At 65.5% G+C, this 19,585-nt stretch carries 22 protein-coding genes; 2 read left to right on the top strand and 20 right to left on the bottom strand.

Annotated elements, in window-relative coordinates:
• Window positions 1-4: 4 nt before the first annotated feature.
• The 15 genes from ACFPQ5_RS04585 to ACFPQ5_RS04515 all read right to left on the bottom strand — a co-directional run bounded on the left by ACFPQ5_RS04585 (window position 5) and on the right by ACFPQ5_RS04515 (window position 13,777).
• Window positions 5-322 (bottom strand): hypothetical protein, encoded by a 318-nt coding sequence (locus tag ACFPQ5_RS04585; protein WP_379752094.1) that lies wholly within the window; start codon window positions 320-322, stop codon window positions 5-7.
• On the bottom strand, window positions 319-879 hold the full coding sequence (locus ACFPQ5_RS04580; RefSeq protein WP_379752093.1) for a hypothetical protein: 561 nt from the start codon (window positions 877-879) through the stop codon (window positions 319-321). Before ACFPQ5_RS04580 ends, ACFPQ5_RS04585 begins: the two co-directional genes overlap by 4 nt.
• On the bottom strand, window positions 876-1,526 hold the full coding sequence (locus ACFPQ5_RS04575; protein ID WP_379752092.1) for a PilN domain-containing protein: 651 nt from the start codon (window positions 1,524-1,526) through the stop codon (window positions 876-878). The genes ACFPQ5_RS04580 and ACFPQ5_RS04575 overlap by 4 nt, the downstream gene beginning before the upstream one ends.
• Window positions 1,519-2,619 carry a pilus assembly protein PilM gene (gene pilM, locus ACFPQ5_RS04570; protein WP_379752091.1) on the bottom strand — a complete coding sequence of 367 codons (1,101 nt, stop codon included), beginning with the start codon at window positions 2,617-2,619 and terminating at the stop codon, window positions 1,519-1,521. Before pilM ends, ACFPQ5_RS04575 begins: the two co-directional genes overlap by 8 nt.
• A complete protein-coding gene (locus ACFPQ5_RS04565; protein ID WP_379752090.1) occupies window positions 2,616-3,770 on the bottom strand; it encodes a GGDEF domain-containing protein in 1,155 nt (384 codons plus the stop codon). Before ACFPQ5_RS04565 ends, pilM begins: the two co-directional genes overlap by 4 nt.
• A 15-nt stretch (window positions 3,771-3,785) precedes the next feature.
• Window positions 3,786-4,691 (bottom strand): DNRLRE domain-containing protein, encoded by a 906-nt coding sequence (locus ACFPQ5_RS04560; RefSeq protein ID WP_379752089.1) that lies wholly within the window; start codon window positions 4,689-4,691, stop codon window positions 3,786-3,788.
• On the bottom strand, window positions 4,688-5,149 hold the full coding sequence (locus ACFPQ5_RS04555) for a PilW family protein (RefSeq protein ID WP_379752088.1): 462 nt from the start codon (window positions 5,147-5,149) through the stop codon (window positions 4,688-4,690). Before ACFPQ5_RS04555 ends, ACFPQ5_RS04560 begins: the two co-directional genes overlap by 4 nt.
• Entirely contained in the window at window positions 5,146-5,574 is a 429-nt protein-coding gene (locus ACFPQ5_RS04550) for a prepilin-type N-terminal cleavage/methylation domain-containing protein (protein WP_379752087.1), read from the bottom strand. The genes ACFPQ5_RS04555 and ACFPQ5_RS04550 overlap by 4 nt, the downstream gene beginning before the upstream one ends.
• The gene (locus ACFPQ5_RS04545) at window positions 5,571-6,152 is read right to left on the bottom strand and encodes a pilus assembly FimT family protein (RefSeq protein ID WP_379752086.1); all 582 of its coding nucleotides are present in this window, start codon (window positions 6,150-6,152) and stop codon (window positions 5,571-5,573) included. The genes ACFPQ5_RS04550 and ACFPQ5_RS04545 overlap by 4 nt, the downstream gene beginning before the upstream one ends.
• 19 nt (window positions 6,153-6,171) lie before the next feature.
• Window positions 6,172-6,774, bottom strand: a complete 603-nt coding sequence (locus ACFPQ5_RS04540) for a prepilin-type N-terminal cleavage/methylation domain-containing protein (RefSeq protein ID WP_379752085.1) — start codon at window positions 6,772-6,774, stop codon at window positions 6,172-6,174.
• Window positions 6,775-6,868: 94 nt separating this feature from the next.
• Window positions 6,869-8,011, bottom strand: coding sequence for a type II secretion system F family protein (locus ACFPQ5_RS04535; RefSeq protein ID WP_379752084.1), 1,143 nt, complete (start codon window positions 8,009-8,011; stop codon window positions 6,869-6,871).
• 9 nt (window positions 8,012-8,020) lie between these two features.
• Window positions 8,021-10,045, bottom strand: coding sequence for an ATPase, T2SS/T4P/T4SS family (locus ACFPQ5_RS04530; protein WP_379752083.1), 2,025 nt, complete (start codon window positions 10,043-10,045; stop codon window positions 8,021-8,023).
• Window positions 10,046-11,575: an HD domain-containing phosphohydrolase gene (locus ACFPQ5_RS04525; protein ID WP_379752082.1), complete on the bottom strand. Its 1,530-nt coding sequence runs from the start codon at window positions 11,573-11,575 to the stop codon at window positions 10,046-10,048.
• A complete protein-coding gene (locus tag ACFPQ5_RS04520; protein ID WP_379752081.1) occupies window positions 11,565-11,966 on the bottom strand; it encodes a response regulator in 402 nt (133 codons plus the stop codon). The genes ACFPQ5_RS04525 and ACFPQ5_RS04520 overlap by 11 nt, the downstream gene beginning before the upstream one ends.
• Window positions 11,963-13,777: an ATP-binding protein gene (locus ACFPQ5_RS04515; protein ID WP_379752080.1), complete on the bottom strand. Its 1,815-nt coding sequence runs from the start codon at window positions 13,775-13,777 to the stop codon at window positions 11,963-11,965. The genes ACFPQ5_RS04520 and ACFPQ5_RS04515 overlap by 4 nt, the downstream gene beginning before the upstream one ends.
• Before the next feature lie 252 nt (window positions 13,778-14,029).
• Here ACFPQ5_RS04515 and ACFPQ5_RS04510 point away from each other — a divergent pair, with 252 nt between their 5' ends.
• Window positions 14,030-16,021, top strand: a complete 1,992-nt coding sequence (locus ACFPQ5_RS04510; RefSeq protein ID WP_379752079.1) for a helicase-related protein — start codon at window positions 14,030-14,032, stop codon at window positions 16,019-16,021.
• A gap of 70 nt (window positions 16,022-16,091) precedes the next feature.
• Window positions 16,092-16,517, top strand: coding sequence for a PaaI family thioesterase (locus ACFPQ5_RS04505; RefSeq protein ID WP_379752078.1), 426 nt, complete (start codon window positions 16,092-16,094; stop codon window positions 16,515-16,517).
• A gap of 10 nt (window positions 16,518-16,527) precedes the next feature.
• Here ACFPQ5_RS04505 and ACFPQ5_RS04500 read toward each other — a convergent pair whose 3' ends face one another.
• The 5 genes from ACFPQ5_RS04500 to ACFPQ5_RS04480 all read right to left on the bottom strand — a co-directional run bounded on the left by ACFPQ5_RS04500 (window position 16,528) and on the right by ACFPQ5_RS04480 (window position 19,579).
• Window positions 16,528-17,169, bottom strand: a complete 642-nt coding sequence (locus tag ACFPQ5_RS04500; RefSeq protein WP_379752077.1) for a hypothetical protein — start codon at window positions 17,167-17,169, stop codon at window positions 16,528-16,530.
• Between the two features lie 189 nt (window positions 17,170-17,358).
• Window positions 17,359-17,874 carry a peroxiredoxin family protein gene (locus ACFPQ5_RS04495; RefSeq protein WP_379752076.1) on the bottom strand — a complete coding sequence of 172 codons (516 nt, stop codon included), beginning with the start codon at window positions 17,872-17,874 and terminating at the stop codon, window positions 17,359-17,361.
• 43 nt (window positions 17,875-17,917) lie between these two features.
• A complete protein-coding gene (locus ACFPQ5_RS04490; protein ID WP_379752075.1) occupies window positions 17,918-18,553 on the bottom strand; it encodes a BON domain-containing protein in 636 nt (211 codons plus the stop codon).
• Window positions 18,546-19,142 carry a phosphoheptose isomerase gene (locus ACFPQ5_RS04485; RefSeq protein ID WP_379752074.1) on the bottom strand — a complete coding sequence of 199 codons (597 nt, stop codon included), beginning with the start codon at window positions 19,140-19,142 and terminating at the stop codon, window positions 18,546-18,548. The genes ACFPQ5_RS04490 and ACFPQ5_RS04485 overlap by 8 nt, the downstream gene beginning before the upstream one ends.
• Before the next feature lie 77 nt (window positions 19,143-19,219).
• Window positions 19,220-19,579 carry a YraN family protein gene (locus ACFPQ5_RS04480; protein WP_379752073.1) on the bottom strand — a complete coding sequence of 120 codons (360 nt, stop codon included), beginning with the start codon at window positions 19,577-19,579 and terminating at the stop codon, window positions 19,220-19,222.
• Window positions 19,580-19,585: the final 6 nt, after the last annotated feature.

The raw sequence follows: 19,585 nt of genomic DNA, 5'->3' as shown, positions 1-19,585 counted from the left end.
TGCTTCATTTGCGGGATGCCTCGTCCAGTACCAGAACGCTTTTCACGCCACGCTTAACCAGCGTGACGCCGCGTTCTTCCACCTTGATCAGTTGATAGTCGCCGAACCACTCGCCGGTGGCGAGGATCTGGCCATTGATGTTCGCCAGCGCGCGTTCGGGCGCCACCATGACGGCGCGCAGGCGCGGCACGGCCTGCGGCGTCTCGGGTTCGGGCGCCGCGCTCGGCGCCGGCAGGGCAGGGCGCGCGAACGGGTCGCGCAGGGGCTGGGCCTGCGCCGCGCTGGCGAACAGCGCCAGCAGAATGATTGCCGCGTGCTTCATGGCTTGCTCTCCTGCGGCCGGAATGCCGCGATACGGATTTTCATGGCGACCTGGCCCGGTGTGTCGGACGGCGTCATCTCGAAGCTGGCGATGGCCAGGTTCGGCTGCGCGCGCTCGACCGCGCCCATCCAGGCCAGCAGGCCTGCGTAGCTGCCGCTCACGTCGGCATCGAAGCCGGTCTGGGCAAAAGCCAGCACGATCTCGTCGGGCGCGGGCGTGACGCCGTGCAGGGTCACGCCCTGCGCCTGCGCCAGCTTGCCGAGCTCGCCGACCAGGCGCAGTTGCGCCGGCGCTGCCGCGGGCACGGCGCCGAAGCGTTTGGCCAGCGCTTCGGTATCGGTGCCGAGCAGTAGCAATTGTGCGGACAGCAGGCGCGGATCGCCGGCGGCCAGGTCCAGCTGTGCCTGTTCGGCGCGCACCGTGCGCAGGGCTGCCAGCGGCGCGCGCAGGGCATAGAACCAGAGGGCGCAAGCGACGATCAGGAGCAGGCCGGCGCCCATCAGGTGCAGCTGGCGCGCGGGCAGCGCCGCGGCCTTGCGAATCAGGCTGGCGTTCATGGCTTGTCTCCTGCCTTGACCAGCGTGGCGGCGACATTGAAGCTGACGGTGCCGCCGTCCTCGAGCGGCGCCGTGCTGCTGTTCAGGAAGCGCACGTCCGTCAGGCGCGGATCGGCGGCCAGCGCCGTCAGAAAGGCGGACATCGCGCCGTTGTCGAGCGCCTGGCCGGCGATCTCGACATGGCTGCCGAGGCGCCAGGCCTGCACCGCCCTGGTTTGCGGCGCGCGCGTCTGCACGGTGCCGGCCGGCAGCGGCGACGGCGCCCCTCCCTGCAGCAATTCCTGGGTGTGCGCAAACCGCAGCTGATCGAACCAGACCCGCTCGTTGAGGGCACTGTCCATCACCTTGGCCAGCGCCGCGACTTCGCCGCTGCCGCGCAGGCCCTCGAAGGCCGCCACGTTCTCGGCCAGCAGGTCCTTGCGCGCCTGTGCGCTGACCAGCTGGGCGCGCATCGCAGCGGCCTGCACCGATGCGGCGCGGCCCTGTTCCAGGCGCGGCGTTTCCAGCGCCAGGCGCCAGCGCAGCAGGGCACTGCTCGCGCCTCCCGCCACCAGCAGCAGCGCCAGGGCGGCGCCGTAGACCGTCAAGGTGCGCCGCGCGCGCAAGCCCTCGCGGTAGCTGCGCGGGATCATGTCGATATCAGCCATGGGCTTCTCCCCGTAATGCCAGGCCGGCGGCCAGGGCGATGCCGTGCGTGTCGCTGCCGACCGGGCTCGATAAGGGCGCGCCCTGGAAGGCTTTCAATGGATCGAGCAGTTCGACCGGCAGCCGTACTAGTTCCTCGACCCGCTCCTGGATGTGGCGGTAGCGCGCCACGCTGCCGTTCAGGTAGACGCGGCTGATCGCGCTGCCCCGCGTGCGCGAGGCGACGTACACCTGGGTGCGTACCAGCTCCTCGGCCAGCGCCGCGAATTCCTGGTACAGGATCTCGCGCACGGTACGGCCGATGTCGGGCGCCGCGCCGCTGCCCAGCGGCGCACCGGCCGGGGTGCCGATGCCGTGCTCGCGCAGCAGCGCCAGCGCCACGTCGAGGCTCAGCCCCAGCGCACGCGACAGGCGGTCGACCAGCTGCATCTCGCCGAAGTCGATCTCGCGGTCGAGCATCAGGCGCCGGCCCCAGATCACGGTCAGGTAGCTTTTGCTGGCGCCGAAGTTGATCAACAGGACTGATTGCTCGAAGTCGTCCTGCATCGCTGCCAGCAGGCGCGCGATCGCGGCCGGGCCGATGTCGAGCGCCACCGGCTCCAGGCCGGCGCCGCGCAGGGTCTCCAGGAAGGCCAGCACCTTGTTCGATGCGGCGACTGCCGCCAGCACCTGCTTTTCCGGGCCGGCGGCGTCGACGCTGCGCACCTGGTAGTAGTCGACCACCGATTCCGTGGCCGCTGCGCCGAGCTGTTCGCGCACCGCTTTTGCCACCGCCTGCGGTTCGCTGTGGCCATCCGGCACGTGCACCGTCAGTGGCAGGATGCGCACCTCGCTCGGCGCCAGGACCGACACCACGCGCCGCCCGGCGAAGGGCGCCGCCGCCAGCGCTTCGCGCACGAAGCTTTTCAGGCGGCGCGGATCGGCCAGCAGCTGCGCGCGCTCTAACGGGTAGGGAAGCGAGACGGCCGCGCGCACGGCCAGGCCGCCGGGGCCGGGCGCGCCTTGCAGCATGTTCAGGCGCTGGGCGGCGAAGTCGACGCCGATCGGCAGCGGCGCCGCGCCCTTGTTGATCAAAGAAGCAAACCAGGACTTCATGCAGCAGCTTTCCCCTCGATGTTCGTACGGACCGTATTGCCGCCCGCGTGCTTGGCTTCGTAAAGCAGTTCGTCGGCCAGTTTGTAGGCGCCGTCGAAATTCAACATGTCGCCGGGCGCCAGGCGCACCAGGCCCAGGCTGACGGTCGGCGTCACGCCACCGGGCAGCGGCACCGCCATCTTGCCGGCGATCGAGGCCAGCGCCGCCTCCACCCGCGCCGGCACATCCAGCCCGCACATCAGCAGCGCGAACTCGTCGCCGCCCAGGCGCGCCAGGTATTCGACGTCGCCCGGCAGCTCGCCGAAGGCCGCATGCACCGCGCGCAGCACTTCGTCGCCGCTGCCGTGGCCGAAGGTGTCGTTGATCGATTTAAAACGGTCGATGTCGAACAGGCCGAACCAGCAGGCGCTCTCCTTTTCATGGTGGTGCGCCACCACGCGGTCGAAGTCGCGTTCGATATGCCTGCGGTTCCAGGCGCCGGTGAGGTGGTCGCGGTTGACCAGTTCGGTCAGCTCGCGCTGCGCCCGCTCCAACTGGAAGCGCATGGCCAGATCGTGCTTGCGCAGCCCGAGCGCGCGTGCGACCAGGGCCAGCGAGATCACGGCCGCCACCAGCATCAGGCATTGCAGCACCCACAGGTCGAGCGCCGCGAAGCGAAAGCGGCTCAGGTAAGTCGATGCGGTGAACATCAGGTAGATGGCGCCGGTGGTGAGCGCCGCTTCGCGCAGGCCCCAGGGCACGACCGGCACCAGCATGATCAGCACCGCTACGCTCAGGAGCAGCATCGCGTGCAGGTGGCCCGAGCGCTGCGCCAGCAGCACCAGAGAGGAGCCGCACACGACCAGCAGCAGCATCGCCAGCAAATACAGGGCGCGCAGCTGCTCGACCTTCGCGCTCGACAGGTAGATGTGCAGGGCGAGGGCGCTCAGCACGCCGTAGGTATAGGTGTAGGAGGTGCCGAGCGCGAACACGGCCGAGATGACGGCCGCCAGGGCCAGGAACATCAGGGCGACAAGGCTGAGCAGGGCGACCCCGCGCCGCGTTTCGCGCGTGATCACGGGCGTGGCGTAGTCGCGCAACTCCGGTGCGCCGAAGTCGAGGCAGGACCAGACGCCGGACAGATCGCTGAGGGTAGGGGCAGTTGTTTTCATGGCTGTAGGGTTCAATCAGGTGCAGCGCTTGAAATAACGTACGGCCAGTTCCGGCTTGTTCGAGCCGTCGAAACTGTAGAAGGAGACGTTCGATAAAGCGGTCGGCTTGAGCAGCACGCCGAAATTCTGGGACGGATCGCTGGCCCATGCCTGCACGACCGGATCGATGCGCCAGACATAGGCGCCGTTGAAGGCGCTGCTGCCCGGATCGATCACGACACTGGCGGCGGGCGTGTCGACGTAATCGCCGCCTTCGCGCGACCAGGGCGTGGTCCAGGTCGTGCTTTTCGACCAGTCGCGCGTGATGCGGTGGACTGCCAGGGAGCGCCCCGGCTGGTTGGCATTGCCCGACTTCTTGGTGACCCGCAGGTCGGCCTGGATGATCGATGCGCGGTCCAGGTCCGCCGGAAGCTTGAAGAGGACCAGGGGATGGGCAGCGCCTTCGGTCGCGGTCAGGGTGTCGGAATTGAATACGCTGGCGCCGCCGTCGCGCACGATCGTCGTGTCGGCGTCGCCGGGGCCGATGATGGTGGCTTGCCGGACTTCGCTGGCATCGACGATCAGTTCTTCGCGGCTCAGAACGTTGACCGTCCCGCCGGCCCTGTTACGGTTGCTGGTAGCGCTCACGCTGACCGTCATGAGCGGCTTCCTCCACACGGTCTTGGTGACGGTCACGGTCCCGTCGCGCAGGGTCAGGGTGCCGAAATTGGCGGCGTTCTGGTCGCAGCCGCCCTTGGCAGTGCGCCATTTGGCGTACTGGACGCCGCTCGAGGCCAGGTAGCGCGCCACCTCGATGTCGTACTGGGCGTCGATGTCGGCGACGCTCATGCCGGCTTCGCGGCTCATTGCGTAGGCCAGCGTGCCGACGACGGCCAGCGTCAGGGCCACGGGCAGCAGCAGGATGCCGCGCTGGGCCTTCACTGCGCGGTCCCCATGCGCACCGTCGCCACGGCGCTGGTGCTGCTGCCGCCGCGGGCCATGCTCAGGCTCACCTTGATGAGCGGCTGGGCGCTGTCGTTGACGGGGGTGCTGAGCTCGAAGGCCGTCACCGACTCGGCCAGCACATAGCTTTCCTTGCCCTGCTGCTCGACCAGCACGCCGTTATTGACGCTGTAGACAGCCGGTTTCAGCCAGTCGCCGCTCGGCTTCCCCGCCAGAGTGGTGGACGGTGGCGTGGCGCGGATACGCGAGGCGATGCGTTCGAGGACGAAGTCGGCGTCGCGTTGCAGGGCGATCTGTTCCTGTCCCACGCCGGCGGCAGCGGAGGCGGTCTGCAGCATCGGCACCAGGGGCGCCATGACGAGGGCCGTGATGGCCAGTCCGATCAGCAGTTCGACCAGGCTGAGGCCCTGGACGCGGGCAGGCAGGCGCAGGCTCATCGCGCCACCAGCGCGGTGAAGGAATATCCCTTGTCTGACGTGAGCGAGACCGACACCATGGCCGATTCACGGCGGTCCTGCGCAACGCCTGGCGCCAGCGGCACCGGGATGGGGGCACATTGCTCGCACAGGACGAGCGTGAGGCTGCGCACGACCCGCTGGCACGCCGCATCTTCGGGTAGCACATAGCTCACGCCGCCATCCTTGACGGCGGCACTCCACAGGGCCGGGTAGGACTCAGCGAGGACGGTTTCCATCGAATTCTTCATGCAGCGCAGCTCCTCGGCCTTGTCGAGGGCGGCCGTCGAGGCGGACAGGCCGTTGCGCACCGCCTCCGCCATCGGCACGACGCAGACGGCCAGCAGCACCACGGCGACCATGACTTCGACGAACGAAAAGCCATGCTGTCGAACGGCCGCCCTCACAGCGTCACCCGCCCCGTCACCGGCGCCACGCGCACCACGCGTTCGATGTTCCCGTAGCGGATCGTGATCAGGCCGTCTTCCTTCAGCGGGTCGACATCCTTGGTGCCGCTCAGCAGGGTCCACAACTGGCTCAATTTGCTGGTGTCGACATAGGAGGGCGCGCCATCCGGTCCGAAGGACGCAAAATTGGTCGTGGGTCCGCCCTCGTACTTGAAGACGGCGCTGACGATGGTGGCGCGCGGCATGGCGTTTGCTGCGAAGCTGATCTGGTAATCGCGTTTGTCGACGGGATGCGCGGTGGTGGTGCTGCCAGACGTGGCGGGCTGATAAACGCGCAGCACCTGGGTGGCAGGATCCACGCTGACCTGCTGGTAGGTTCCGGTCCGGATCGCTTCGCGCTGGGCGAAGCGCAGGGCGCGGGCGATTTCGCCGGCTGCCGCATCGGCGGCGAATGCCGCTTGCGGATCGGCCTTGGGGATGGCAAGTGACGCAGCCACCGCCACGACGGCAACGACGATGAGCATTTCCGCCAAGGTGACACCGGTTTGCCGCCTTGTCGTAGCGACCAGCACCCCCATGGCGAAGGAAGTCGCTTGCTTAGTGGTTCGACAGCGGAGCGTTACGACGGTCCGGCGACGAGTTGTTGATAATGAAGCGGCCAGTGATCGTATTGAAACGCCAGCCGAGACCGCCGGCAGCCGGTGCAGGAGCACCAACAACGAGATCCATGTTGACGGTGTTATTGTTGCCGATCGACTCGTTCGGGATCGCGCGCAGGTATGGGCCGAACAGGAAGCCGGCTGCAGCGACGGTACAGGTCTGGCCTGCCGCATTCGAGAAGCCAGTCAGCTGGTTGGTGAAAGCGACGTCGGTATTCACCGCGCCGGTTCCCAATGCGCCACCCGCAGCGTTGCAGGCGGCAGCGTCGCCGCCATTCGATGCAGCCACGCCTGGAAACCGGTTGTTGTGCTGGACGCGGTAGAGTTCAATAGCCGAACGCACCGTGTTCAGGTTGGCGTCGAGCGCCGATTCCTGGGCGTCGTTGGAACTGTTTGCAAACTGCGGAATCGCAATCGCAGCCAGGATCGCAATGATGATCACGACGATCAGAAGCTCGATAAGCGTGAAGCCTTGGACGGCGCGGCGGCGGAAAGTGGAGGTCATCGTCATTTTCATTAGTTGGTTAAGGACGGTTTGCATTTCGGCAAATTCTTAACAGGTAGAAACGAAGAGTAGCATGAACCCCAACTCTTTTTGTTGCCAATGCGCATTAACTTTTTCCAATTGTGGTTTTTTAATGCACAGCCCGTGACATTTTGAAAATAGGCAGAATGATCGAGGTAACAATGGTCCCGACCAGGATGCCCATCACCAGCAGCATCACCGGTTCGGCCATTTTTGCCAGCGCGTTCAGCTGGCGCGTCAGGTCGCGTTCGTAGAAGTCGGCGACGCGTCCCATCACCCGTCCCAGCGTACCGGTCTGTTCGCCGGTATCGATCATCTGCTTGACGCTGACCGGGATCAGCGGGCTGTCGCGAAAGCCGGCGGCGATGCCGCGGCCCTCGGTCACCTGCACTTCCAGTTCGCCGAGAAAGCGCTGGAATTCCGCGTTCGGGATCACGTTGCGGCAGGCGCCCAGCGTGGCGAGAATGGTCACGCCGCGTTCGAGCGAGATGCCCATCACGCGCAGCAGGCGCGTGAGATAGATCTTGATGAAGATGTCCTTCACAAAGGGCAGGCGCAATTTGAGGCGGTCGAGCTTTTCGCGCACGTCGGGGCGGCGCAGCGCCAGCAGGGCGCCCGCCAGCAGCGCCAGCGTGCCGATGCTGAACAGCGCGCCATGGCGGGTCAGTGCCTCGCTGGCGAAAATGAAGATCTTGGTCGTCACCGGCAGCTCGTCGTAGATCGAGGCGAACATCACCGAGAACTTCGGGAATACGGCGACCAGGATGAACACCACCACCAGGATCGAGAACACGATCAGGAAACCCGGATAGGACAGGGCCGAGACGATCGTGCTGCGCAGCCGTTCCTGTTTTTCGTCCATGTCGACCAGCTGCTCCAGCACTTCCGGCAGGAAGCCGCCTTCCTCGCTGGCGCCGATCAGGTTGATGTAGGTCGGCGGGAACAGGTCGGGGTGCTTGTGCAGGGCTTCGGAAAAGCGCTGGCCGCCGACGATGTCGTCCGCGACTTCGCCGATGATCGCCTTCAAACGCGGCTTGCCGGCCTGCTCGTGCAGGGCGCGCAGCGCGTCGTGCAGCGGCACCCCCGTTTCCAGCAGCAGGGCCAGGCGTTCGGTGAACAGCATGCGGTCGGCGCTGCCGATGCGCGCATCCTTCGTCAGGCTCCATGTTGGCTTGCGCGCGGCGGCCTTGGCCGGCCCGGCCAGCTCGGTCGCGGTCGGGGTCAGCGGGTGGTCGTTCCATTCGATCGCCATGGCGCCTCCTTATAGCGAATGCACGACGCGGGCGATTTCCTCGGGCGTGGTGTCGCCGCCGAAGGCGCGTTCCATGCCGTCGGCGTACAGGTCGCGGTGGCCACTACTTGTCACGTGCTGCGCCATCGCATCCTTGCTGGCGTTCGCCACGATCATGCGTTGCAGCTCAGGCCCGACTTCGAGCAGCTCGTAGATGCCGAGCCTTCCCTTGTAGCCGGAGTCGTAGCACGAGGGGCAGCCGCGCCCTTTCAGGAGCTTGAGGTTGCCTTCTCCCTTGTAGCCATAGGCGCTGGCCGCGGCCGGCGGCACCAGGTAGCTGGTTTTACAAGCCGGGCAGATGCGGCGCACCAGGCGCTGCGCCATCACGCCGATCAGGGCCGAGGACAGCAAATACGGCTCGACTCCCATCTCGACCAGGCGCGCGACTGCCCCCAGCGTGTCGTTGGTGTGCAGGGTGGTCAGCACCAGGTGGCCTGTGAGCGCCGCCTGCACCGCGATCTCCGCGGTTTGCCGGTCGCGGATCTCGCCGACCATGATGATGTCCGGATCCTGGCGCAGCACGTGCTTCAGGATTTTCGGAAAAGTGAGACCGATCGCATCGTTGACCTGGTTCTGGTTGATGATGTCCAGCTGGTACTCGACCGGGTCCTCGATCGTGACGATGTTCTTTTCGATGCTTTTGAGGTAGTTGATCGCCGCGTACAGGCTGGTGGTCTTGCCGCTGCCGGTGGGCCCGGTCACCAGGATCAATCCATGACTGCGCCCGAGCAGGCGTTTAAAAGTGTCGACAGCGCCGCCGTTCATGCCCAGTTTATCGACGTCGAGGATCGACTGGTTTTTATCGAGCACGCGCAGCACCACCTTCTCGCCGTAGATGCCGGGCAGCGAAGAAAAACGCAGGTCGACCGTGCGGCCTTGCGTCATGACCTGGATGCGGCCGTCCTGCGGCAGGCGGCGTTCGGCGATGTCGAGGTGCGCCATCACCTTCAAACGCGAGACGATCGCCGGATGCAGCTCGAGCCGCGGCGACATGACTTCGTACAGGATGCCGTCGATCCGCAGGCGAATACGCGATTTATTCCGCGAGATCTCGATGTGGATGTCGCTGGCGTTGTCGTGGATCGCGCGCTGGATCACGGCATTGACCATGTTGATTACCGGGCTGGCGCCGGCCATCTGGTCGATCTGCGTGTAGTCGTCCGGGATCTGGTTGTCCACCAGCTCGAGGTCGTTCGCCTCGCTGTGGATAAAGTCCGGCATGGTGCCGCCGTAGGCATCGTCGCGCACGCGGTTGATGTCGGCCGGCGGCGCCATCGCCACGCGGATGCGGCAGCCGGTGCGGGCGCGGATCTCGTCGATGCTGTGCACGGCCTGCGGCTCGCCGGTGGCGATCGTCAGCGTGTTCTCGACCACGAACAGCGGGATCACGTTCAGGCGTTTCGCGACGTCGCGTTCCAGCAGCGAGACGGCGGTCGGGTCGTACAAGCCGGCGCGCAGGCTGACGAAAGGGAGATCCAGCTGCTCGGCCAGGGCCTGGAACAGCGCGGCTTCCGACAGCCACTTCTTCTCGACCATGATGAAACCCATGCGCTTGCCGGTCTGCTCCTGCAGGCGCGCCGCTTCCGCCACCTGGGCGGCGGTGACGATGCCGCGTTCGACCAGGATGTCGCCCAGTTTCAGCTGGCCGGCCGGGCGCACCGGTTTCGCCGGCGCCTGGGGCGCGTCATACAAGGCCACCTGGTCGGCAACGCCGGTAATCGTCAGGATGTCGAGCAGCAGCGGGCTCGGATAGGCCAGTTTCAGCCAGCCGCCCAGCGCGCCCAGGCGGCTGGCCGCGCGCGTCATCAGTTCCAGCGCCCGGCCCGACAGCAGCGCCACCTTGCCCAGGTCGAGCACAATGCTGACCTGGTGCTGGGCGATGCATTCGGCGATCGCGCTTTCCACCGCATCGATGGCGTCGCTTGCCACCAGCGCCATCGACGGCGCCAGATAGGTCATCGAGCCGATGCGGCTGCGGGTGACGGCGTCGTTCATTTAGGCGGCAACTCCCACTGCTTCGCGCGCGATGTTGAAGCGGGCGATCCACTCCGGCTCGGCGGCGCAGACGTCCTCGAACACCTTGATGATGCTTGGGTCGAGCTGGCTGCCGGCCACGCGCCTGATCTCCGCCATCGCCACTTCGTGGCTGCGCCCCGCGCGGTAGGCGCGCGAGCTGGTGATCGAATCGTAGGTGTCGGCCACGGCGATGATGCGCGCGTTGAGCGGAATGTCGTTGCCCTTCAGGCCGTGCGGGTAACCCGTGCCGTCGTATTTTTCCTGATGGTGGCGCGCACCCGGCACCGCACCCTTTAAACGGTCGATATGGCGCAGGATCTCGTAGCTGCGTTCCGGGTGCACCATGATGAAGGTGAATTCGTCGCGCGTCAGGCGGCCCGGTTTGCACAGCACCGCATCCGGAATGCCGATCTTGCCGACGTCGTGCAGCAGCGAACCCCAGAACAGGTCGTCGGTGTCGCGCGTGGAGAGGTGCATCGCTTCGCCGATCTGCATCGCGATGTAATGCACGCGCTCGGAGTGGCCGCGCGTGTACGGGTCCTTCGCTTCGACCGCCTCGATCAGGGCGTTCGCCATCTGCTCGTTGAACTTCTGCGTTTCCGCCAGCGCGCCGTACATTTTGGAGAGGCCGGACAGCTGGTTCGCCAGCAGTTCGCCGAGTTTGCGGTCGCTGTTCGAGAAATCGGGTTTGGCCAGGTGGTTCGCCAGCACCAGGATCGCCACCACGCTGCGGTCGTGGATCACCGGGCAGCACAGCAGTTTATACGGCAGGTCCGTAAAGATGTAGGCGCGGCGCGGGTCGTCGACGTCGTTGATGACGATCGGGGCGCGCGCCGAGTGCGTGAAGCGGTACAGGTCGCCGCGCATCTCGACCAGCACCAGGTCCAGGTTGTGGATCGGCGCCGACAGGTTCGTCGCATGCACGCACAGGTTCTCGCCCGGTTTGACGAAGGCGGCGACGTCGGCGTCCATGTGCTCGGCCCAGCTCTGCAGCAGCTTCTGGAACAGGTCGGCGCCCGGTTCGAGCTGCTGGACCTGCTTGTCGATCGCATACACCAGGTGCAGTTCCTCGTAGCGCTCGGACAGTTCCAGCGCCATGCTGTCGAGTTCGCGCTTGGCGGCATGGTCGTCGGCGATGCCGGCGGCGATGTCCTCGAAGGTTTCGGCCAGCAGGTCCCAGGCGGTCGGGGCCTCGGCCAGGCGCGCGACGCGCGCCGCCAGGTAGCCGAGCAGGCCGCTCTTGCCGTGAATGGCCATGTACAGCAGCGTGGCATCCTCGGCATCGTGGCGCTGCATGCCGTCGCCGATGCAGGCCCAGGCAAAGCCCGCCGCGCAGCGTGCGCCGATCCAGCTACCGATGTCGCCGCCGCTGTCATTGCCACCGCGGGCGGCCCAGGCGAGCGCACCGGAGGCGTCGCACACCGCGAAATCGTGTTCGACGCCGGTCACGCGGCGCAGCCAGCGTGCGTAGCGAGTGTAATCGAGCTCGTGCAAAGCGTCAGGCTGCATGGGTGTTCTCCTGCTGGGTGGCGGCGGCGAAGTAAGTGGCGAGGCGCGCAATCAATTGGCGGGGGCTGAGGGGTTTTTCGAGGAAGTCGACGTTGGCCAGTTCGCGCACCCATTCGCGCTCGCTCGATGCCGTCATCGAGGTCATCACGAAGATCGGAAAACCGTCGGCCGGATAGCGTGCGCGCACGGTGCGGCAGAGTTCCCGGCCGTCCATGCCGGCCATCTGGATGTCGCTGACCATCACGTCGGGCCGGCGCGCGTCGATCTGTGCCAGCGCCTCGGCGCCGTCGTTGGCGCTGGCGACCTCATAGCCCTCGCGCTCGAGCATCAGGCGCAGCACGCGGATCACGTGCGGTTCGTCGTCGACGAGCAGGATCGTGCGTTTGTTCATAAGACTTGGCCTCCTTCGGCCAGGGCCGGCATTTTCTTCAGGTGGATCGAGAACACGCTGCCGTGTCCGAGCTCGCTGTCGATCGTCAGGCGGCCATGATGCAGCTCGACGATCTGGTTAGTGAGATACAGGCCCAGGCCATGGCCGCCGCGCTGTTCGGGACCGGTCTCGCGCACGCGGAAGAATTTCTCGGTCACGTGCTCGCGGTCCTCGGGGCTCATGCCGATGCCGCTGTCGCGCACCGCGATGACGACGTCGGTATCGCCTTCCTCGGCGGCCAGCACCACGCTGCCGCCGGCCTGGTTGTACTTGATCGCGTTGTTCAGAAGGTTGTTCAGGGCGATGCGGAACAGGTCCTTGTCGACCGAGACGGCGGCCAGGTCGCGCGCCACCTGCAGGTCGAGGCGGATGCCCTTGCTTTCGGCGCGCGCACGCGCCTGCTGCCAGGCGTCGCGTAATAAATCGTCGAGTTTCACGCGGTGGCGCTCGGGACGCATGCTGCCCATCTCCAGCTTGCTGACGTTGAGCAGGTTGTTGACGAGAGAGTTCATGCGCTCGACTTCGTCCTGGATCACGTTGATCGCTTCGACCCGCACCGCTTCGTCGACGCCGCCGTCGGCCAGCATCTCGCCGTACATGCCGATCACGTTCAAGGGCGACTTCAATTCGTGCGCGACGTGGGCAACGAAGTCGTTGCCGGCCTGGCGCGCCAGGTGTTCGCGGGTGGCGTCGCGCAGCACCACCAGGGTGCCGTAGGCCATCGAGTGCCCCAGCAGGGCCTGGGCCGTGGCCCACAGGCGCTTATCGGGCACGCGCGCAGGATTGAATTCGATCGTCATCTGGCTGCGCGTATCGAGTCCGGCACTCCGGAAGCGCGCCAGCATCGCGCGCAGTTCCGGATCGCGGCACCAGGCCTCCACCGGCTGCGACAGCACCTCGGCGACAGGTACGCCCAGCAGCGGCTCGATCTTGCCGGTGGCGAAAGTCACTTCGCCGGCCGGATCCAGCACCAGCAGGCCGTCCGGCAGGCACTGCAGCACCGCCTGCATCTTGTTGCTGCCGTATTCGAGCAGGCGGCCGCTGGCCATGCTGGCCACGCTTTCCTGTTCCAGTTCGCGGATGCGCGCGCTGGCCTGGTCGAGGTAGCGGTTCAGTTTATTCGCCAGGCCGCGCACGTCGGCATCCGCATCGGGAGCGATGGCGGGCAGGGTCTGGCCGGCGGCTACCGTGCGCAGCTGCTCGCCGAGCGCGGCCAGCGGCGCCATCTCGCGCTTGATCACCAGGTAGATGAGGGGCACCAGCAGGAACATGGCCAGCGCGATCAGCGCATAGAAGGGCAGGTCCTTCATCTCGAAGGGCGTGCGCGGCTCGAAGTAGCCGATCCGCACCTGCATCTTCTCGTCGGCGCTGGCCAGGGGACCGTGGAATTCGCGGATCGCGCGTCCGTTCTGGCCCGGCGCGATCGCGCGTTCGGCAAAACCGGTCAGCGCCAGCGGCGCGGCGGGCGGCACGATGGCGCCGGCGCTGGCCACTTCAGCCAGGTTGCGGCCGTTGTCGAGGCTGACGGCGGCATAGGCGAAATCGGGATTGTCGCGATAGGCCAGGATCGAATCGAGCACGCCGGGCGCGCCCTTGCCTGGGACCAGCACCGGTACCGGCAGCGCCGCCAGCGAGCGCACCATGCCCAGGCCCTGGGCCCGCACCTGTTCGGCGTGTTCCGTCTGCTGGCGCTGCAGCAGCAGCGTCACGACCAGGGCGATCACCGCCAGCATGGAGCCGACGAGAATCAGGCCGATCCGGTTGTTTTTCATAAGTAGCGGTCTTTCCGGGGCGAACGGACGCAGTCGAAAGTGAGGTGGGGAAGCGTCAGACTATAGTTGAAAATTTCTTCAAGGAAAATAACATTCTGCTTAGATCGCCTGTCCGGTCAAGTTTTTGTCGATACCGGAACACACTTCGGGACAAATCGCGAAGTTTCGGCCCGGCATGGGCCGCAATGTGGAACAGGGGCGCTACGCCATCCGCGCTATAGTGATAACAACCAGACATCATCTTCAAGACACATGAGCAATTCACGCTACGACACGTCCGACAACAACGACACCGGCGACGACGACGCCTTCCTCGAACGCGAACTCGGCCTGGCCGAGCGCGGCATCGAACTGGTCAAAATGGAAGGGCGGGTCTTCCTGCGTTTTGCCGGAGAAGTGAAATACGAGGGCTTGCGGGTGCCCTATGCGCTGGTGCCGGCGCGCGGCGTACTGGCCAAGCCGAGTAAATGGCGCAAGATGGACCTGATCGCCCGGCGCGAACTGATCGAGGAACGCACGGGCGACAAGGCCGTGGCCGAACTGCAGCTCGATGCCGAGGAGTTCGTGCGCGACATCGCCGAACAGGCCGACGACGCCGGTTTCGACCCGCGCGTTTTTCTGGGCGTGCTGGACGAACTGGAAACCTCGGAGCCGGCCGAATACGTGTTCGAACGCATCCGCCAGCGCCTCGAGCACGCGATCGAGCGCGAGCAGGAAGAACGCCACGCCGCCCGCACCAAGGAAAGCATCAACCTGGCCGAGTACCCGGAATCCTTCGAGGTGGCCAGCCGCATGCAGCGTAAATTCATTGCGTTGCTGGGGCCGACGAATTCCGGTAAAACCCACCGCGCGATGGAAGCGCTGGCGAAAGCGGCGAGCGGCGCCTATCTCGCTCCCTTGCGCCTGCTGGCGCTGGAAAACTACGAACGCTTGCAGGGGGCGCGTCCGCATGGCGAAGCCTTGAAGGTCAGCCTGATCACAGGCGAGGAGCGGCGCGTGGTCGAAGGCAGCACCCACGTGGCCAGCACGGTCGAAATGCTGGACAGTAAGACGCCGATCGAAGTGGCCGTGATCGACGAAATCCAGATGCTGGCCGACCGCGACCGCGGCGCCGCCTGGACCGCCGCCGTTTGCGGCGCCCCGGCCGCCACCGTCTACCTGGTCGGCGCACCGGAAGCGCGGCGCGCGATCGAGGCCCTGGCCGAACGTCTCGAGGTGCCGTTGGAGGTGCACGTACTGAAACGCATGGCGCCGCTGGCGATGGAGCCCTCGCCGGTCCGCAAACTGTCGAACCTGCGCCGCGGCGACGCCGTCATCGCCTTTTCGCGGCGCGACGTGCTGATGTGGCGCGACATGATCACCGAAAAGGGGCTATCGGTCGCCACCGTCTACGGCAACCTGTCTCCGGAAGTGCGCCGCGCCCAGGCCGAGCGTTTCCGCGAAGGGCAGGCCGATATCGTGGTCGGCACCGATGCCCTGGCCATGGGCTTGAATATGCCGATCGCGCGCATCGTGATGACCACGGCCGTCAAATACAACGGCTATGAGGAAGAAGAGATTTCGGCGGCGCTGGCCAAGCAGATCGCCGGCCGCGCCGGGCGCTACGGCGTGCACGAAGAAGGGTTTGTCGCCGGCTACGACGACGACACCCATGAAGTGATGCGCGCGCTGATGAAGGAAAAGATCCCGCCGGTGCCGGCCACTGGCTTCGCCGTCGCCCCCTCGCTCGAGCAGCTGCACCGGATCTCCTCGGTGACGGGCGAAACCTCGCTGGTAAAACTGCTGCGACGCTTCGTGCACAACATCGACGTGCCGGACGGTTTTTTCTATCCGCGCATTACGGAAGACCAGAACGAGCGCGCCGAATGGCTCGACACCCTCGACTTGACGGTGGCGGAGAAATTCATGCTGTCGCTGGTGCCGATTTCGAACCGGGTGCCGATGCTGCAAAGCGCCTGGGAACACTGGGCGCTGTCGCTGGCCAAGAAAAAGGTCTCTAAATTGACGCCGCATCCGGAAGGGCTGTTCTGGAAGAACCTGCAGGAAGTCGAAGACACTTGCCGCATGTATTCGGCCTATGCCTGGCTCGGCTACCGCGCACCGGAGTATTTCCCGAGCATCGAAGAGGCGCAGCAGCTGGCGCGTGAAGCGTCGGAGCGGGTCGATGCGCTCTTGCAGCAGCAGAATGCGGCGACGCGCAAGCGTCACGGAAGCAATGTGCACAAGGCCAAGCGCAGGGCCTGATGCCACGGCCTCCGGCAGGGCCGGTCGACCCGGTGTAGGATAGCCGATTCACCACTTCGGATCACCCAACATGAGCACTGCACCTACCCTGGAAGCCTTTAATCAGCGCGGCGTCGGCACCTTGCCCGGCTACCTCGGCATCGAGATCCTCGAGGTCGGCCACCAGACCCTGACCGCCCAGCTGCCGATCAAGCCGCATCACCTGGCGCCGAACGGCTACCTGCACGCCGGCAGCGTGGTGACGCTGGCCGATACGGCCGCCGGCTATGCCTGTATCGCCAGCCTGCCCGAAGGCGCCCAGAGTTTTACGACGATCGAGTTGAAATCGAACCATTTCAGCACCGCGCGCGAGGGGACGATCGTCGCCGTTGCCAGCCTGGTGCATGGCGGCCGCACGACCCAGGTGTGGGATGTGAAGGTGACGGACAAGAGCAATGGCAAGACGATTGCCCTGTTCCGCTGCACCCAGATGATCTTGTACCCTAAAGCAGCCTGAAGTAGCACGTTCAGGGCGAGGGCGGCACGCAAGCGGCCGCTACGCCCGCTGCGGTGCCTCCCACCGCATGCAGGTCGGATGGCGGCTTGCCGTTACCGACCAGGATGGCCGGCTGGCCTTTATAGGTGAGCGTCAATTCCTCGCCTGCATAGTTGGCGAGCGCCTTCGGCACGAAGATGGCGAAGCGGTAGTTCAGGTCGGGATAGAAGCCGCCATGAAAAATCTGCTCGGGCGGGCCTTCCTGGATTTCGGCGGCGATCGCGTCGAGGATGGGCATGGTGTCGCCGGCATTGTTCAAATCGACCTGGCCCTGGTAGCGCAGCGAATAGGGCGGCAGGCCGCCGTATTCTTTTCCTTCGTGGCGCACGCGGAAGCTGTTGACGCTGTAGTGAAAGCCGCGCTGCGCCTGTTCGTTGACGTCGACATTGCACAGCACGAAGATGGCCCAGAAGCCCTGCGAATCGACCGGGGACAGGTAACCGACGCGGTACAGCGCGGCCGACAGCGGAATCGGATTGGTAAAACGGATTTCGTGGGCGTTCGCGACATGCTGGTAATGCAGCACGGCGACCGCCTTCGGCTTCGGCCCGGCGCAGGCGGCCAGCGCGAGCAGCGCCGCTAAACTGCCTATCCTGCGTAAACGATTACCCATTGCATCTCCTTTGCGCATGGCCGCACGCTTGCAGCCCGCGAATGCATCAAGCTTGGCCTCTTGCGGCACTGTCGGCTTGAGCTAAGTCAGGCGTGCTGTAGCGTGTTCGCCATCGAGGCTGCCATACATATAAATCAGTGTAATGACAGAAGGACATTGCGGCAAGGCGAGCACGGCCGGAGGAAGACCTCAGCTTGCGGCCAGCGCCTTTTGCAGAATAGCGTGCACTTCCTTGAAATCGGGCTCGCCGACATAGCGTTTCAGGATGCTGCCATCCTTGCCGATCACGAAGGTGGTGGGCGTCAGGGTGACGTCGCCGAAGGATTTGGCGATATCGCCGCCCGCGTCGAGGGCAACCGTAAACGGGAGTTTTCGGGTCTCGGTGAAATTCAGGACGTAGTTCGGCGGATCGTACTGCATGGCGATCGCCACGAATTCCAGTCCCTGCCCCTTGAACTTGTTGTAGGTGTCGACCATCGCCGGCATCTCCTTGACGCAGGTGGTGCAGGAGGTGGCCCAGAAATTGACCATCACGACCTTGCCGCGCAGGTCGGCGGTGCTGATCTTGTCGCCGGCGATGCTGATGAAGGTGACCTGGGGCGCCTGTTCGGCCTGGCCGAAGCCGGCATAGCCGACGCCCGCCAGCGCCAGCACGAGAGCGCCGATGGCGGCAGGTTTGATCCAGGAACGTTGACGAGCAGTCATGGCGTAAAGGATAAAAAAAAGCGGGACCGCAGTCCCGCCAGGATTACAGGGCGACCGACGAGGTGTTCGGATACTGCGTGCGCAGTTCCTCTTCGCTGATGTATTCGAAGATCTTCACGACGCGCTGCACGCCCGAGACGCTCTGGGCGATCTTGGCCCCCAGGTCGCCTTCGCGCTGGGTCACGCGGCCCATCAGGTACACGGTGCCGCGTTCGGTGACGACCTTGAACGAGGTCGCCGAGATCGTCTTCATCTCGACCAGGCTGCCCTTGACGTTGCCGGTGATCAGGGCGTCCGAGGAGCGCGAGGTATAGCTCGACGGGCCGGCGATGACCAGCTCGTTGATGACGGCGACGACGTTCTCGATGCCGCGCACTTCGCGCTCGACGGCGGCCTTCATGGCTTCGTCGCGCACCTCGCCGGTCAAGAGCACCTTGCGGTTGTAGCTGGCGATGTTCACGTGGCCGGCGTTGCCGACGATCTTCGGTACCTGCACTTCGGCCTTGACTGTGATCGACTTGTCCTCGGTCTGCGCACCCAGCGTGCGGCGGTCCATGGTGGCGGCCGCACTCATCGCGGCGCCGCCAACGACCAGCGGCACGCAGCCCTGCAGCGAGCCGATCAGGGCTGCGCAGAGGACGGCTTTCGCCAGGGAGCCTGTCAGGCCGGGTTTATTCATTCTCGTCTCCTCCGAAAAGCGCGACGTCGATGCCGTCGCAAATAGCGTGAATCGCCACCAGGTGCACTTCCTGGATGCGCGCGGTGCGGCTGTGCGCCACGTTGATGTGGACGTCGGCGTCGGTCAGCAATTTCGCCAGCGCGCCGCCGTCCTTGCCGGTGAAGGCGACGATGCGCATCTCGCGCTCGAGCGCCGCCTCGACGGCGGCCAGCACGTTGCCCGAATTGCCCGAGGTCGAGATCGCCAGCAGGATGTCGCCGGCCTGGCCGAAGGCCTGCACCTGCTTCGAGAAGATCTCGCGGTAGCTGTAGTCGTTGGCGACGGCCGTCAGGATCGAAGTATCCGTGGTCAGCGCGATGGCGGGCAGCGGAAAGCGCTCGCGCTCGAAACGGCCGACCAGCTCGGCAGCAAAGTGCTGGCAGTCGGCGGCGGAACCGCCGTTACCGCAGGCCAGGATCTTGTTGCCGTTGGACAGGGCGCTGAACATCAGTTCAATCGCCTGCGAAATGGGTTGAGACAGAGCCGCGGCCGACTTCAGTTTCAGGTCGGCGCTCTCCTGGAAGTGAGCGAGGATGCGTTGAGTGTTCATAGCCGACGATTATAGTGTAGTAGGGAGTCCGGGCGGCAAAGCAATGTAAAGTTTGCTTACAAAACCGGAGTGGATTGTCAAACTTGAATCGCGTCGCGCAGCCATTCGAGCTGTTCGCCGTCGATGGCGACGACGTCGAAGCGGCAGGGCGGCACATGGGGCAGGCGCTGCAGGTAGACCTGGGCGGCCTTGACCAGCCTGCGAATTTTCTGGGGGGTGATGCTGGCGGCGGCCCCGCCGTGACGGCGGTCGGCGCGCTGGCGCACTTCGACGAAGACGAGCGACTCGCCATCGCGCATGATCAAATCGATCTCGCCGCCTTTACAGGTGAAATTGGCTGCGACCAGCACCAGGCCGTGGCGGCGCAGGTAGCGCAGCGCGGTCTGCTCCCAATCTCGGCCTTGCGCCTGCTTCTCGGAGAGCTTGAGCGCAGCCATGTCCGC

The sequence above is a fragment of the Massilia suwonensis genome (assembly GCF_042655665.1).
GTDB classification, from domain to species: domain Bacteria; phylum Pseudomonadota; class Gammaproteobacteria; order Burkholderiales; family Burkholderiaceae_D; genus Telluria; species Telluria suwonensis.
The sequence above is the reverse complement of the archived record's forward strand: the minus strand, read 5'-3'. Positions and strand labels throughout refer to the sequence as shown.

Bases quoted from the DNA above. Each gene is read 5' to 3' on its own strand.
- ACFPQ5_RS04585 (WP_379752094.1), bottom strand. From the start codon at position 322: ATGAAGCACGCGGCAATCATTCTGCTGGCGCTGTTCGCCAGCGCGGCG.
- ACFPQ5_RS04580 (WP_379752093.1), bottom strand. From the start codon at position 879: ATGAACGCCAGCCTGATTCGCAAGGCCGCGGCGCTGCCCGCGCGCCAG.
- ACFPQ5_RS04575 (WP_379752092.1), bottom strand. From the start codon at position 1,526: ATGGCTGATATCGACATGATCCCGCGCAGCTACCGCGAGGGCTTGCGC.
- pilM (WP_379752091.1), bottom strand. From the start codon at position 2,619: ATGAAGTCCTGGTTTGCTTCTTTGATCAACAAGGGCGCGGCGCCGCTG.
- ACFPQ5_RS04565 (WP_379752090.1), bottom strand. From the start codon at position 3,770: ATGAAAACAACTGCCCCTACCCTCAGCGATCTGTCCGGCGTCTGGTCC.
- ACFPQ5_RS04555 (WP_379752088.1), bottom strand. From the start codon at position 5,149: ATGAGCCTGCGCCTGCCTGCCCGCGTCCAGGGCCTCAGCCTGGTCGAA.
- ACFPQ5_RS04545 (WP_379752086.1), bottom strand. From the start codon at position 6,152: ATGGGGGTGCTGGTCGCTACGACAAGGCGGCAAACCGGTGTCACCTTG.
- ACFPQ5_RS04540 (WP_379752085.1), bottom strand. From the start codon at position 6,774: ATGCAAACCGTCCTTAACCAACTAATGAAAATGACGATGACCTCCACT.
- ACFPQ5_RS04535 (WP_379752084.1), bottom strand. From the start codon at position 8,011: ATGGCGATCGAATGGAACGACCACCCGCTGACCCCGACCGCGACCGAG.
- ACFPQ5_RS04530 (WP_379752083.1), bottom strand. From the start codon at position 10,045: ATGAACGACGCCGTCACCCGCAGCCGCATCGGCTCGATGACCTATCTG.
- ACFPQ5_RS04525 (WP_379752082.1), bottom strand. From the start codon at position 11,575: ATGCAGCCTGACGCTTTGCACGAGCTCGATTACACTCGCTACGCACGC.
- ACFPQ5_RS04520 (WP_379752081.1), bottom strand. From the start codon at position 11,966: ATGAACAAACGCACGATCCTGCTCGTCGACGACGAACCGCACGTGATC.
- ACFPQ5_RS04515 (WP_379752080.1), bottom strand. From the start codon at position 13,777: ATGAAAAACAACCGGATCGGCCTGATTCTCGTCGGCTCCATGCTGGCG.
- ACFPQ5_RS04510 (WP_379752079.1), top strand. From the start codon at position 14,030: ATGAGCAATTCACGCTACGACACGTCCGACAACAACGACACCGGCGAC.
- ACFPQ5_RS04505 (WP_379752078.1), top strand. From the start codon at position 16,092: ATGAGCACTGCACCTACCCTGGAAGCCTTTAATCAGCGCGGCGTCGGC.
- ACFPQ5_RS04500 (WP_379752077.1), bottom strand. From the start codon at position 17,169: ATGGGTAATCGTTTACGCAGGATAGGCAGTTTAGCGGCGCTGCTCGCG.
- ACFPQ5_RS04495 (WP_379752076.1), bottom strand. From the start codon at position 17,874: ATGACTGCTCGTCAACGTTCCTGGATCAAACCTGCCGCCATCGGCGCT.
- ACFPQ5_RS04490 (WP_379752075.1), bottom strand. From the start codon at position 18,553: ATGAATAAACCCGGCCTGACAGGCTCCCTGGCGAAAGCCGTCCTCTGC.
- ACFPQ5_RS04485 (WP_379752074.1), bottom strand. From the start codon at position 19,142: ATGAACACTCAACGCATCCTCGCTCACTTCCAGGAGAGCGCCGACCTG.
- ACFPQ5_RS04480 (WP_379752073.1), bottom strand. From the start codon at position 19,579: ATGGCTGCGCTCAAGCTCTCCGAGAAGCAGGCGCAAGGCCGAGATTGG.